This is a genomic window from Hathewaya massiliensis (assembly GCF_902143515.1).
Taxonomy (GTDB): domain Bacteria; phylum Bacillota; class Clostridia; order Clostridiales; family Clostridiaceae; genus Hathewaya; species Hathewaya massiliensis.
The window spans coordinates 894524-908954 of the sequence record NZ_CABFVD010000001.1; the positions used below are offsets into that span (position 1 = coordinate 894524).

At 26.7% G+C, this 14431-nt stretch carries 11 protein-coding genes and 1 pseudogene; all 12 read right to left on the bottom strand.

Annotated features, from left to right (window positions below; translation table 11 throughout):
• Window positions 1–103: 103 nt before the first annotated feature.
• Complete coding sequence (locus FNZ64_RS04135) at window positions 104–967, bottom strand: polysaccharide deacetylase family protein (RefSeq protein WP_243129184.1); 864 nt, start codon at window positions 965–967, stop codon at window positions 104–106.
• A gap of 70 nt (window positions 968–1037) precedes the next feature.
• Window positions 1038–2699 carry an ABC transporter permease gene (locus FNZ64_RS04140; protein WP_142413587.1) on the bottom strand — a complete coding sequence of 554 codons (1662 nt, stop codon included), beginning with the start codon at window positions 2697–2699 and terminating at the stop codon, window positions 1038–1040.
• Window positions 2700–2701: 2 nt separating this feature from the next.
• Window positions 2702–3490, bottom strand: coding sequence for an ABC transporter ATP-binding protein (locus FNZ64_RS04145; RefSeq protein WP_142413588.1), 789 nt, complete (start codon window positions 3488–3490; stop codon window positions 2702–2704).
• A 302-nt stretch (window positions 3491–3792) separates the two neighbouring features.
• A complete protein-coding gene (locus tag FNZ64_RS04150; RefSeq protein ID WP_142413589.1) occupies window positions 3793–5277 on the bottom strand; it encodes an aldehyde dehydrogenase family protein in 1485 nt (494 codons plus the stop codon).
• Window positions 5278–5474: 197 nt separating this feature from the next.
• The gene (locus FNZ64_RS04155; RefSeq protein WP_142413590.1) at window positions 5475–6869 is read right to left on the bottom strand and encodes a L,D-transpeptidase family protein; all 1395 of its coding nucleotides are present in this window, start codon (window positions 6867–6869) and stop codon (window positions 5475–5477) included.
• A 553-nt stretch (window positions 6870–7422) separates the two neighbouring features.
• Window positions 7423–8490 (bottom strand): DUF5050 domain-containing protein, encoded by a 1068-nt coding sequence (locus FNZ64_RS04160; protein WP_142413591.1) that lies wholly within the window; start codon window positions 8488–8490, stop codon window positions 7423–7425.
• A complete protein-coding gene (locus FNZ64_RS04165; RefSeq protein WP_142413592.1) occupies window positions 8487–9611 on the bottom strand; it encodes a hypothetical protein in 1125 nt (374 codons plus the stop codon). The genes FNZ64_RS04160 and FNZ64_RS04165 overlap by 4 nt, the downstream gene beginning before the upstream one ends.
• Window positions 9598–10821 (bottom strand): ABC transporter permease, encoded by a 1224-nt coding sequence (locus tag FNZ64_RS04170; RefSeq protein WP_142413593.1) that lies wholly within the window; start codon window positions 10819–10821, stop codon window positions 9598–9600. The genes FNZ64_RS04165 and FNZ64_RS04170 overlap by 14 nt, the downstream gene beginning before the upstream one ends.
• Entirely contained in the window at window positions 10818–11690 is an 873-nt protein-coding gene (locus tag FNZ64_RS04175) for an ABC transporter ATP-binding protein (protein ID WP_142413594.1), read from the bottom strand. Before FNZ64_RS04175 ends, FNZ64_RS04170 begins: the two co-directional genes overlap by 4 nt.
• 23 nt (window positions 11691–11713) lie before the next feature.
• Complete coding sequence (locus FNZ64_RS04180; protein WP_142413595.1) at window positions 11714–12850, bottom strand: hypothetical protein; 1137 nt, start codon at window positions 12848–12850, stop codon at window positions 11714–11716.
• Window positions 12851–12929: 79 nt separating this feature from the next.
• Window positions 12930–13919: a hypothetical protein gene (locus tag FNZ64_RS04185; protein ID WP_142413596.1), complete on the bottom strand. Its 990-nt coding sequence runs from the start codon at window positions 13917–13919 to the stop codon at window positions 12930–12932.
• A gap of 367 nt (window positions 13920–14286) precedes the next feature.
• Window positions 14287–14430: pseudogene (locus FNZ64_RS04190) on the bottom strand (DUF2087 domain-containing protein); the annotation flags it as partial.
• Window position 14431 lies beyond the last annotated feature (1 nt).

Below are 14431 nucleotides of genomic sequence, written 5' to 3' on the forward strand. Positions count from 1 at the left end.
TAGATTAAAATAACAGAAAAACCATGCTTAAATGAGAAATTAAATCTCTTTTATGCATGGTTTATTTTAGTAAATTAATTTTTATTTTATAACCTTGTAAGACCTATTTCATATAACTCTTAAATATTTCCTTAAAAGTTCTCATGTCCATAGGAGCCATTCTTACTCTTTTTAAAGAATATAATCCATTATCTACATTTGCAAACCCTTTTGTAGTGGTAACTGCCGCTTCTATACCTAATTCTTTTGCAATCTCAATGGTTTCCTCATCATATCTTCCAACAGGATAGCAAAGATACTTACTTTCTATACCAAAATGTTTTTTAAGAAATTCCTGTCCACCCTTAATAGATTTTATCTTTTCTTCCTTTGAGAGTCCTTTTAATACTAAATGGTTTAATGTATGACTTTCTATTGCCATACCATTCTCTTTCATTTCCTTAAGCATGTCCATTGTTAGATAAATATTAGCCTGACCAATACAATCCCCTATAACGAAGAAAGTTCCCTTCATATTATATTTTTTTAATATCCTATATGCATCAGTATAATTATCTACATATCCATCATCAAAGGTTATGGCAACCGGACGTTTTGGCACCTTTCCAGTTTTAAAGGACTCTATAACCTCATCCATAAAAAGTGGTGTAAATCCATTTTCCTTAAGCCACTGAATTTGTTCTTCAAATTGCTCTGGTGGTACTAAAAGATTATTTACACTATTCCCACTAGAAATTGAATGATACATTAGAATTGGTATATTCACATCTTTAGGTTCTTTACGTATATATTCTATATGTTGTTTATCCTCTTTAGAATAACTTTTTATTTCTTTACCTACATTACTTTTAGCTTGAACTATATTTCCCAGGTTATTTTTATAAGTAAATTTAACCTTTATAAACTTATTTATTCCTAAACAAAATGCTATTATAACTAGTCCTATTACAATTCTTCTTGTTTTCATAATTTCCCCCAATACAATGAACTAATTCCTAGTATATTATATATCAAAAAGAAAGACTAGCATATGTGAATTATTTCATAATGGACTTCCATGAAACTTTAAAAGCAGTTTTCCATGTAAATAAAATGGAGGAAATTAAGACTACTGCATATAAATAAATTCCATAACTTGATAACTTAATCGCAGCAAAGTGTCCTCCAGCCAAAAATACCCCTAGAAACATACATAAAAAAAATGATCCTATATCTCCACCTGATTCTGAAGCTTTAAATTCTTTAGAAAAAGGTAGTGCCTTATCCATAACTATAAATGTTATCATACATAAAAAAACAATTGCTAAGAATGCTATTATAAGATGTGGTAAAACCTTAATGTTAAATATAAAAACATATACTACACTTTCAAGTAAAATTATAGGTAATACAAGTTTATATAAAATTCCTTTAAAGCAGCCTTTAAATATAGGTGACGTATCTTTTAAAGGTGAAACCCTATAAATCCAAGCTCCTTTATATCTTTCAGAAAACTTCATTGTAGGTATAACTGTGCTTAACATAACTCCACAAAAATATATATTTAAAAATCTAGTTGAGTTTTCCATAAAATTTTTCCAATTAGCAAAACTTTTAAACTCATTGTGTTCAATTCCAATAAACATAAATAGAAATGGAAATATAAAAGCCATAGCCAAAGCAGGATAAACCTTTAATTTAAATTCTCTTTCATGTTTTATTAATCCACAAGTAAAATTAAAAAAACTTCTCTCCTGTTTGTCCTTACAAAGGATCTCCCCTATTTTAATGTATCTAGGCTCTTTTTCTCCTTCATTTGCATAGCTATTATTATTTAATTTTTCTAAATACCTTTCAAAGCTAGGTATAAGTTTATAATAAACAATCATAGAAATTAAAGGAATGATTATTGATAACACTATTAAAATTAATAAAGTTGAATTTATTTCCCTATCTTTTATACTCTTTAATGGTGCCGCAAACCATATGGGTGGGAAAGCATAATGCCATGGTTTAATATTAAAGCTTCCTTTAATATCTAAAAAGTTTCCAAATCTACCTGGTAACTGATAAACAATTGTCATAAATATGGTCAAAATTATTTGCACTATATTTATAACATCTTTAAGCTTTTCACCATCAAAAAACTTTAAAATTAATAAATATAAAAGAGTAGTTATTATTATCATAAATAAATCTATAATTATAAGTTCTATAAAAAAAATAAGAAAAAATCCTATACCATATTTAAAAGATGCTAAGACAGAAAAACCACCTAAAGCTAGAGTTAACGAAATCATATATATAAGTATATGAGTTAGTTTAGCTGCGTTTAAAGTTCGAGAATCCACACCTTTTGTTCCTATTAAAATCTTATCCTTAACATCCAATAGAACTGTAGAAAAATCTGATATAAATATAGTCAAAATTATAAACATAAATGTAGAAAAATAAATAGACATCTGCCACATAATATTAGTATCTAAAAGCATAAAAAACATTAAGAAAAAACCCATAAATCCATACATCATTAGAGATCTATAAAATTGATTTTTATCCTTTTTATCATTTTTGCTATTATTAAATATGGTTGCAACTTTTCTTCCATCCATAGTTAACTTAACCTTTAAAATAAGCCTCATAACTTCATAATCCACACCAAACCTACTATAAATCTTTTTAAATTTATCTAAAAACTTTAAACTCCTAGGTTCTTTCATTGTTACTCCACCCCCTCAATAATAGAGGTGAAATTTTCAGCAAGACTTTTATGCTCCTTAAACCCTGTTAATTGATTAAATATTTCTTCTAAGGTTCCTTCACTACATTTATCTTTAAGGTCATTAAAACTTCCATCTGCAACTACATTACCATTATTTAAAAGAACTATCCTACTACTTATTTTTTCAACAACATCCATTATATGAGAAGAATAAAATATAGTTTTTCCCTTTGCTGAAAGCATAGATAAAATCTCTTTAATTATCATAACACTATTAGCATCTAAACCACTTAAAGGCTCGTCTAAAAATAATATATCAGGGTTATGAAGTAAACTTGAGATTATAAGTACCTTTTGCTTCATTCCCTTAGAATAAGAAGAAATTCTTGAACCATAGGCATGTCCTATTCCTAATATATCCATAAGTTTTTTTGACTTACACTCTACATCACTAGGCTCCATACCATATAACTGCCCTACAAAATTTAGATACTCTTTAGCAGTTAAGCTATCATAAAGCTCTGCAATTTCAGGGACATATCCTATTCGTTTCTTATATGTTCCATCATCTTTTAAAATATCCTCACCAAATATCTTTATACTTCCTTCATATCCACCAAAAATGCCTAGCATAATTTTAACAGTTGTACTCTTACCTGCTCCATTAGGCCCAATATATCCTATTATCTCCCCTTTATGAACTTTTAAGTTAACACCTTTTAATACTTCTTTTGACCCAAAATTCATTTTTAAATCTTTAATCTCAATTACTGGTTCATTTAATTCCATGATTATCACTCCCAATCTAAGTTATAAATAAAATTTATATAAATAATATAACTACTTTCTACTCATAATTTTAAAATATGAAGTATTAAAAATGTAGTTATCGGATAAATCAATTATTACCATAATTATATACCAAAAAGAAAAATTAGCATAGTTAAAACCATGTATAAAATGGTATTTCATCTTCCATTTATACATGGTTTATATTTTTACACAATTTTTATATTAATCAATACTACTTTTTGCATTAGTTAAGGTTCCTACGCCTTATGCCATAGCACCTTATTATAATATATTATCTTCTAGTATAATCCTTCTGTTTGTTCTTTTATACTAATAAATATATTTTTTGTTTGTGAGTAAGCATCTAATATGCTCTTATAAGTTTCACGTCCAATACCAGATTTCTTATAACCACCAAATGGTGCTCCAGCTGGTAATTGATTATATGTGTTAATCCACATACGTCCTGTTTCAATTTTAGAAGCTACACGAAGAGCAGTATTTATATCTCTAGACCATACAGCCCCACCAAGACCATACTCAGAGTCATTAGCTAATTTAATAACCTCTTCCTCATCCTTAAACTTAATAACTGTTACAACAGGTCCAAAAATTTCTTCTTGTGCAATACGCATATCATTAGTTGCATCTGCTAAAATTGTAGGTGCTACGAAAGCTCCTGCTTTTAAATCTCCTGTTTCTAATCTCTTACCACCAGTTACTAATTTAGCACCATCAGCCTCACCGATTGATACATATTCAAGTATTTTCTCCATTTGTCTCTCATTAATTTGTGAACCCATTTGTACTCCCTCTTCCCAAGGAAGTCCAACTTTAACCTTTTCAAAAGCTTCTTTTAATTCAGCAACAAATTTATCATAAATTCCTTCTTGTACAAATAATCTTGATCCTGCACAACATACTTGTCCTTGATTAAATAAAATTCCAAGTTGCGCACCTTCAATAGCTCTATCCCATGGTGCGTCATTAAATACTATGTTAGCAGATTTACCACCAAGCTCTAAAGTAGCTGGTATCAATCTATTTGCAGCTTCTCTTGCAACTTCATATCCTATTTCAGTTGAACCAGTAAATGCTAACTTACTAAATCCTTCATGTTTTAACATGTAATCTCCAGATTTAGATCCCTTACCAGTAATAATGTTAACTACACCAGCAGGTAAAACTTTATTTAAAAGCTTTCCAAATTCTAATAAGCTGATAGAAGTTGAAGATGATGGGTGAATAACAATTGTATTTCCTGCTGCAAGAGCTGGTGCTAGTTTCCATGCTGCCATTAGTAATGGGAAGTTCCATGGTACAACTTGTCCAACAACTCCAATTGGTTCTTTTAATACAATTGATAATGTGTTTTCATCAAACATCTTAGAAGTTCCCTCTTCTGAGCGAATAACTCCTGCAAAATAACGGAAATGATCTGCACTTAAAGGTACATCTATATTTAATGTCTCTCTTAAAGGTTTTCCATTATCCAATGTTTCCGCCATAGCTAAACGTTCTCTATTTTCATCTATTAAGTCAGCAATCTTAAGTAACAAATTACTACGTTCTTGAACTGAAATATTCTTCCATGTCTTAAATGCTTCTGAAGCTGCTTCTACAGCTGCATCTACATCCTCATTGCTAGCATCTATAAACTCAGTTAATTTTTCTCCATTACTAGGATTATAACTATTCAATTTTTTACCTTCTGAACCCTCTACCCATTGTCCATTAATAAGAAGTTTGTAGCTTTGATCTATAACGTTTGATATTTTATTCATTCTATAATCCCTCCAATGTTTATTTCTATAATTATCACAAATTTATTTTATGATTATATTATACACCAACTTTATAAAAAAATAAAAGAGAATTATTATCATTTTCAATTAAAAATTAATTAATAAAAATTCCTCACAAATAATACATTGTTTTGTGAGGAATTTTTTCAGGTTATTCCCAATACCCTATTGTTAGATTACTCAAAATAGCAAACAATAGGAGTTCCAGGTTTAATATTATTAAATATTGCTTCTGCCAAATAAGGTGGTGAATTTACACAACCATGGGAACCATCATTTCTATAGATATTTTCACCAAATTTCTTTCTCCAAGTTGCATCATGAATACCGATACCACCATTAAAAGGCATCCAAAAGCTAACCTTTGTACTATAGTTTTCTCCCTTTAATGTGGCATTTCTTTCTTTATAATTTAATATATAAGTTCCTTCTGGTGTATCATTATTATTGCTTACATTACCAGTAACAATATCCCCTTCAACTACAAGAGCTCCATTTTTATAAAACCACATATGTTGCTTTGTTAAATTAATTTCAACATAGGTATTACCAATATTGTTATCATCATGAGAAACTGCTGTTTGTATATATTTAGGCTGCTTAGATATAGTTTGTCCATTTTGTATGCTTGATATTATGTCCTTAACTTCTTCAGCCCTATTGATTATCCAACCATAATTACCACCATTAACCCTTACAGTTTTCCCTGTAGATGTGTTAAAATTTCTGCTTCTTCCAATAGTGTTGTAGGTTGGTCCTAGTGTCGTAACTACATAGTTCCTAACTTTCTCTTCATTAATTTTTACCTTTAAATCCTTGTCAACTTCAAGCCAATTATTTATGGTAGATCCATCTAAGACTTTTACCTTACCTTCAGCATCATAAGTAATTTTTGAGGATACATATTTATCAAGTACTTTCTTAGCCTCCATAACTTCCTTTGACTTTGAGGTATACTTAGGATTTTCATAACAATCACTAGATTCTAAATTTACTGTTTTTTCTCTACTTATAATTGCATTTTTAACCTTGCTGTACAACTTATCCTTATTTACTTTGCTTCCATAAATCTCATTTACAATTTCATAGCCATTGCTTTTATATTTTAAGGTCGCATCTTTTGGCTGAACTACATTTTTGTTGTTAAAGTAAGCTAATTTATCCATGCTCTTTTTTAGTTTCTCTTCATTATAAGAAACTATTTCAGATACAGTATAATTTTTTTTATTAAATGGCCCAAATACCCATTTAAATGGATTTTGACTATCTTTTAATTCCTTAATCTTGCCTTTTGGATTGTACTTGAGGTCAATATCAGATGCAGCAATTTTTTCTTTTATATTACTTCTTCCTTCTAGTTCTAAAACATAAGAAGTAATATCAGCTCCTATTTTTTTATTCACCTCATCAACAGTTTTTCCAGAAACATTGGTATTGTTAATTACAGTACCAAAATAAAAATGATTTCTAAAATAAACTGACATTCCTAAATATACAAGAAGTAAAATAAAAAAAGAAATACCTGTTCCCTTAACAAGATTTTTATGTGCTTTTTTTTGTGTTTTCACCATAACTAATCTCCCATTCTATATTATTAAATTAATATTTTCTCTTTTCATTATGGAACTTTACTCTCTCTATATATTATAGTAAATTTTTAAAGATTATTAACACTTATAACAAAATAAATTTAATTTATTTTGTTATAATATAGTGTTCATTCTATACTATATTATAATTTATGCTTATGGGCAATATGTAATTAATCTTATATTTTTATTAATTATGGCATAAACAGAATTCTTGGCTTAAGAGGAAGTTTTTACTTCCTCTTAAGCTTATTAACAAAATTCTTAGGAGTTTTACTACTTAGAAGTCGTTATCCTTTATGGAAAATTGTTATCAAAAGCTGTAGCCACCTTTTCTCACCTTGAAGAAAAGCAGATAGTCCAATCTTCGATTTGGTAAGAATAATTTCCACAGAGTGCGCGATGGGAGTATTAGAGTATATAAGCTCATCGGATAAAAGAGAAAGTCCTTAAATATAGTTAATAATTACTCTATATTTAAAGATGCCCCTAAAGCTAAGAACTTTCTTTGTATAAATTCACTATTTTATTGTTATTAATCATAATTAAGTTTTTTAAAATCACGTCCATCTTTATCTATAGAATAAAAACTAACATATTCCCCAGTGGATTTATCATCCTCATCAGACATAAAGTAGATTTCATTATAATTAGAAAATGTATATATGAAATATGCTGGATTCTTAGTAAGCTTTTTATTATCACTTCCATCATATTTAACCCTATATAATGCCTTATTATCCTCGCTATTACTATAATAAATATATTCCTTATCATAATTGAATGTAAAAACACCTTTGTTAGTAATTTCTTTTTTATTTCCACCTTTTCTATCTATATAATACAAATGATTTTTATTTAAAGATGTATAAAGTATCCCATCACTTGTTAGCAATAACTTCTTAGCTCTTTGTTCTGATATCTTTTTAAAATTTTTATCTTTTAATGAATACTTTATAATATAATAATCTTTATTTATAAAATAAATATCCTTACCATCACAAGAAATATTGTTGTCCATTATCTCTTCATCTTTTAAAATTTCTTTTGATTTTTTGTTTTTTATATTATATACTGTGATTTTATTTTCTTTAACTAAAAATATATTATTATCAATAATAAAAAATTCTTTTATATTATTTAAACCTTGTTGTTCAATATCTAAAGGTTTTTCTTGAGCATTATTTAAGTCTAAAAACCCTTTTATATCATTGGATATACCTTCTTTATATACTACACTTTCAGAAAGTGATTTTAAATTTACTTCTTTTATACTAAGGCTTGAATTGTTCTCCTCTAAAACATAGATATTTCCCTTATCAAAATACGCACTAGAATACCTAATATTATTATTGTTATGATTTGTATCAAATTTTAAAAATGGATTCCTTATTAATCTACTAGCTTTATTATCTTTCTTTGAAATAACTTGTGGAGTATCCTTCCTTGATAAAACGTATTGCCCACAGTCTACATAAAACGTTTCTAATACCCCATTATAAATTTGCATTATTTCTCCTTGCAATTGAAAGCTATTTAGCTTTAAAAATCCAACCAAAACAAAGGTAAATATCATACAAACTATACAAGTCCATTTTTTCATATACTTGCACCTCTATTATGCCTTTTATTAATAACTTTTAAATTTGAATAAGCTCTTAAAATTAGTACAAATATTATAATTATCAATAATATAGCTCCTCCCAATATGGTCATGCATTGTATCAAGGTTAGGCTTTTAAAAATTAATTTATTCTCACTCATAATATCTCCCATAAAAAATCCAGTAGCTATAATTTCCCCTAAAGGACCAGGCAATTTATATTTTAATTCCCCAGTTTTAAAAATAAAATACGGTATACATACAGTGCAAGCACTAAAAAAAATAGCTGGCAAACTGTTTTTTACTTCAATAGACAATAATATAGAAATTAAAACTAATAAAATATACCCTATAGTCTTTATTATATTAATTAAAATAAAAGTCTCTAATATGGATATATCTCTAGTGGAATTTTGAAAAAACTCAAGACTTTGCAATGGATAATTTGCTCCTTGTAGCCCGTACTTTATGTTATAGAAAGTATATTCCGTAAATGCAAACAAAGAACTTATTGCTATAACCATTAGTATAGAAATTATTATTTTAATTATTACTGCTTCTCTACTACCCTTTTTGGATGGAATTATTATAAGATTCATCTCTTTCTCATATTCATTAGCAAAAAAAGGAACAACCATAGTTAGGAGCAGTACTATAGCAATTATATCTATATTTTCTTTAGCTATAAGTTCATTCCATCCTGTTTTATATAAAAAGCACCTATTTTCTTTATGGTTTCCTACATACTTAAGTTCACTTAATATTATCTTAAAAGCTTTTTCTCTATCTAAAACTTTTGTATATTCTTTGCTTTTTGCTATATACTCTTCTTCATTAATTTTTGACTTCTCTAAATTAGAGTTTAAAATATTTATAGAATTTTTTGCATCCTCTATTCTTTTTTCTTCTTCTTTTATATAGCTCTCTTTTTTTTCTGTTAGGTTACCACTTAATATATTAATATAATAGATATAATTTTGTTTATTTCTTTCAATCATTAAATCTTTTTTTAAGGGACTTAAATACAAAAACATTATCTTAATTAAAAGAAAAAAAATTATAATAGGAAGTGCCTTTTGTTTTATTAATAATTTATTTATTTCAAACTTAAATAATCTCACTTTCTATTACCTCTTTCCTATTAAGTCTTGAAAAGTTTACATTTATCCATATATTATTACTATAAATATTATTTACTACTAATATAGATATTAATATTAAAGCTATATTTACAACTGTATAAGCCATTCCTGTTAATATAGGATGATTAAATATTCTTATAACCTCATAGTTTAAAAACAAATTTCTATTTACTAGCATAAAAATTGGATTTAAACTATTTAAAAATGTATTATTATAATTATAACTAGAGAATATAAGCACTATAATACTAGTAGCTGAAAAAATGAAAGTTAGATATGACTTGGAAGATAAACTGGAAAGAACTAATATCAGCATAGTTATAGTAAGAAAACCTACGATTTTTAAAATCATATATAATATAAAGTAGTTTAATATACTTATATTTAATGGTGTGAAAATAAACTCTTTTATACTGTATAACTTATTTGAAAACCCAAATAACTTAAAAGTAGCAGAAAAAGTTATTATATCTGTTAAAAAAAATATTAAATTAATTAGAATAACATATATAAAACTTGCTACTACTTTTGCATTAATAATTTTAAATTTGCCCTTCTTGCTAGTTTTAATTAAAAGATCCATTTCACACTCTTTTTCCTTTGAAAACACCGGAGAAATCCCCAATATAATGAGCATTAAAATTAATAATGAAGAAAAATCATAGGTAAAATAATTATAAAAGCCATCCGTATCATAAAAACTGCTTATTTTCCTATTAGAATAAGTGGCTTTTATATTTTTATTTTTTAAAGCCTCATATGTATTAGATTTTTCTTTAAAAAACTCTATATTTCCTTCAGCAAATTTTATATAATCCTCCATATTTTTATTATAATTATAGCAATAGTCCATAGAATCATATACTTTTTTAAACAAATTCATATCCCCATAAATATATCCTGTATAAGTATTTGGATCTTCCTTCTTAGTTTCAAAATTACCACTTTCCACAATTTTTAAGGCTTTCTTATAATTATTTATAACAAAACTTATTTTCTCATTATTTAACTCTCCTTGTACTTTTTCGTGTACCTTCCAGTATGCCTTATTAAAGTTATCATTAGGCATATTAATTTTCCTATAGTCCACATTTATTTTAATGATATTTGATATTATAAAAAGAATTAAAGCTATAACTATATACTTTTTAAATATAATCTTTTTTAGTTCATACTTTATTAAATTCAAAACTCCCCGCCCCCTTCAAAATAATACATAAAAACATCTTCTAGATTTGGTTTTGTGCTTTCTGCATTTTTTGAAGGCTTATCAGAGCTAATAATCCTTAATTTATATAAATCATTTTCTCTTACTACATTGGATATACTGTACCTTTCTATATATTCTTCCATTCTATCTTCATCTATAGTAACTAGCCAAACATGATTTTCTAACTCTTTAATTAATCCCATAGGAGTTTTTTGCTTAATCATATGTCCATCTTTTAGTAAAATCACTTCTTTTGCTATATATTCAACATCAGATACTATATGTGTAGATAATATAACTATTCGATCCTTTGAAAATTTAGAAATAAGATTTCTAAATCTAATTCTTTCCTTAGGATCCAATCCTGCTGTAGGTTCATCAAGAATCAATATTTCAGGATTATTTAACATAGCTTGGGCAATCCCCAAACGTTGTCTCATCCCTCCTGAAAATGAGCTAATCTTGTTGTTTTTATCTTCCCATAGATTTACAGTTTTTAGTAATGATTCTATTCTTTCTTTTCTTTTATTTACAGGTACATCCTTTAATTCACACATATACTCTAAAAATTCATATGCCTTAAAGTTTTTATAAAAGATAGGATACTGTGGCAAATATCCTATCTTCTCAATATAATTTAGTCCTAATTCTTTTACATTTTTTCCATCATATAAAATAGAACCTGAATCTTCTTTTAATATTCCCACCAAAATACTTATAAACGTGGTTTTACCAGAGCCATTGGGACCTAAAAGCCCATAAACACCGCTACTTAAATAACTCGTAAAATTATTTAATGCTTTTTTGCTTTTAAAACTTTTTTGAAGATTATTTATGCTTAAATTCATGAATTGCTCCTCCACTAAGCTTTCTAGTTAAAACTATAGTCGTAAATACTTTGTTTCTTCTCATCCCAATAATTTATATAAATCTTTTTTAAGTTTTCATTTATAGCAATTGAATCCTTATTATTTAAACTATTATTTATATAATTTCCATTAAATGTAGTGTTTATTTCTTTAATCATTTTTTTAGTTTCAACATCATAAACTCTGATAATAACAGGATAGTCTTTAGTCTTACTTTTATCTACTTGATAAAAGGTAACTATATATTTACCACCCCTAGATATAAAAGCATTTTCGCTTTCATTATTGTCCTTTAGTGTATACTCTGTCTTTTTTCCCTTAAAATCTACTATGTTAACTTTTCCACTAGATAGTTTTTTATATTCTACATCCATATCGGATACTAACATATTTTTCGTTGATAATTGAATTTCAACTTTATTTCCAGTATACTTTATTATTTTTTTTGTATTTAAATCTATTGATCCAAAACATTGTACACTTTCAACATCATAACCTGTTTGTGGATATGTATACCCTAAAAACACAATTTTATCCTTTGAATCATTAAAACCTAAATCAGTAATACCCCCTAAATCGTACGGCTTATCTACACTATTTTTAATCTTTAAAATACAATTTTTGTTAGAATAATCAGCATCGCTTGTATATAAATAGCTATATTTAATATCATTTTCAATAAACCCTATGGTTTTAAAGTCATTTGATATAATACCTTCTCTAAAGCCGTCTATATTTGTTATTTTTGATAAATCTACATTTTTAATAAAGTTTAACTTATTATCATATACCTTACTCTTATTGTCAGCACCTGTAATTATTCTACATATACCATCTTCCGTAGCATAAAATCTTTGACCTTCCACCTTATTTATCTTTATTTCTTTTATTACTTTATTAGTTTTAAAATCGTATATCATAATATAAGGAGTTCTTTCTTTTCCTTTGCTGTATGCTACATAACCCTCTGTACTATTAATTCCTCTATTAAAATTAATATAATCTATAATAATTGAATTTACTTTTATATAATCTTGGAAACTGTTTATATCCTCACTATTATTTTTACGTTCTTCATTGGACTTAGCATTGTTTTGAACATTTGTAATATGACTTTTATTAGAATAAATTTTAGCCATAATTATAATTAGCGAAACACTTAAAATGATTACTAGTATACTTAACTTTTTCTTCATTACATCACCTACATCATTATATTTAATAGATTACTAAACTGTCTGTTTTTAATAAATCTCTGTATTCAATATTTTGTTCACCTATTGGTACAGCCATAACATAGAGGTTACTTTTTCCCTTAATAAGTTCTTTATTAAGGCTTAAGGGTACACTTGTTATATTATCTTTTTCTAAATCTACATCAAAAAGTTGATTTTTTCCATTAACACGAATAGGCTCATTATCTAAAAATACCATTAATCTATATTTTCCTGGCTTCCCTCCATAAAGTTGTACACTTAATTTATCTAAACTTTTTTCAATTTCCAATGTACTCTTATTATATTTCTTACCCTCTACTAGAATAGATAAAAAACTCATATTATCTAGCCTATTTCTTTCTTGCCCATTCCTATCTTTTTGTATAAACTTACTCTTAAACTCATTATCCATCTTTACTTTATTATCTTTTATATCTGAAACTTCCAAGTTATTATTTGTATCAGATAAAAATTCTATTTTCCAAGGTATTAATTGAGTAATATTTTGATTATGTGCAAAATTCTTAAAATTTTTATTATATTTTTGGATTTCAGGATTTAGCATTACCACAAAATTAACAGGAAGCTTGTCTCCCTTCTTTCCTACTACTGGTTTAAATGATAATGGAATTTGCTTCGTTTCATTTTTTCCAAGTTTAAAAACCTTCATATCAGTGGTTTCTTTATCCCCTTCAGCCTTATATGGGTGAAGAACCCCATTAAGGAAAATCATAATTCCTAAAGAACATTCCTTTTGTTCATTGCTTAATTCATATATAAGTGAAATATCCTTATCATTATAAGTTAAAACCCTTTTTTCTGGATCCGGATTTATAACTCCATGGCCAAAGCTATAATCAACCTTCTCATTTTCTTGTATATTAAAAGGATTTTCCTCTTTACCAAGATTGCTCTGTTTAACTTCCTCTTTTCCACATCCTCCTAAGAATAAAACTATTGTTACTAATATTAAGCAAATTAATTTTTTCATTTTTACCTCCTATACAAATTAAATACTTATCCAAATATAGATAAATTTCTTTATTAAGTATTTTTAAAAATACAATTAACAATATCTTTTATTTGTAGAACAAATTTCTTTTATTAAAATACTAGCATAATAATACATTGCTGTAAATTATATTATATATAATTAATAATTATTTAATTTTCATGTTAATATACAAATAGTTTTTTTGTTTTCATATATAATCTGTTAAAAATATGTTTTCTCTAAAATTAATTTCAGTAAATTATTCATAGTACAATCACTTTTAAATTTTAAATACAAATAAAAAAGCATAGTAATTTATAAAATACATCACCATGCTTTTGTCTTACTATATTGTTTATTATGACTATTCTTTTGCCCAATAATTGTTATAACCATCTTTCCTTTCAAGGAATCTATATTCTATTAAAGCTTTTCTTATGGTTACATAATCTCCAAATATCCTTTTTAAGATTCTATTAACTTCTTTTTCTAAATAAACTTTACTTCTT

Bases quoted from the DNA above. Each gene is read 5' to 3' on its own strand.
- FNZ64_RS04155 (WP_142413590.1), bottom strand. From the start codon at position 6,869: ATGGTGAAAACACAAAAAAAAGCACATAAAAATCTTGTTAAGGGAACA.
- FNZ64_RS04135 (WP_243129184.1), bottom strand. From the start codon at position 967: ATGAAAACAAGAAGAATTGTAATAGGACTAGTTATAATAGCATTTTGT.
- FNZ64_RS04150 (WP_142413589.1), bottom strand. From the start codon at position 5,277: ATGAATAAAATATCAAACGTTATAGATCAAAGCTACAAACTTCTTATT.
- FNZ64_RS04140 (WP_142413587.1), bottom strand. From the start codon at position 2,699: ATGAAAGAACCTAGGAGTTTAAAGTTTTTAGATAAATTTAAAAAGATT.
- FNZ64_RS04185 (WP_142413596.1), bottom strand. From the start codon at position 13,919: ATGAAAAAATTAATTTGCTTAATATTAGTAACAATAGTTTTATTCTTA.
- FNZ64_RS04180 (WP_142413595.1), bottom strand. From the start codon at position 12,850: ATGGCTAAAATTTATTCTAATAAAAGTCATATTACAAATGTTCAAAAC.
- FNZ64_RS04175 (WP_142413594.1), bottom strand. From the start codon at position 11,690: ATGAATTTAAGCATAAATAATCTTCAAAAAAGTTTTAAAAGCAAAAAA.
- FNZ64_RS04160 (WP_142413591.1), bottom strand. From the start codon at position 8,490: ATGAAAAAATGGACTTGTATAGTTTGTATGATATTTACCTTTGTTTTG.
- FNZ64_RS04145 (WP_142413588.1), bottom strand. From the start codon at position 3,490: ATGGAATTAAATGAACCAGTAATTGAGATTAAAGATTTAAAAATGAAT.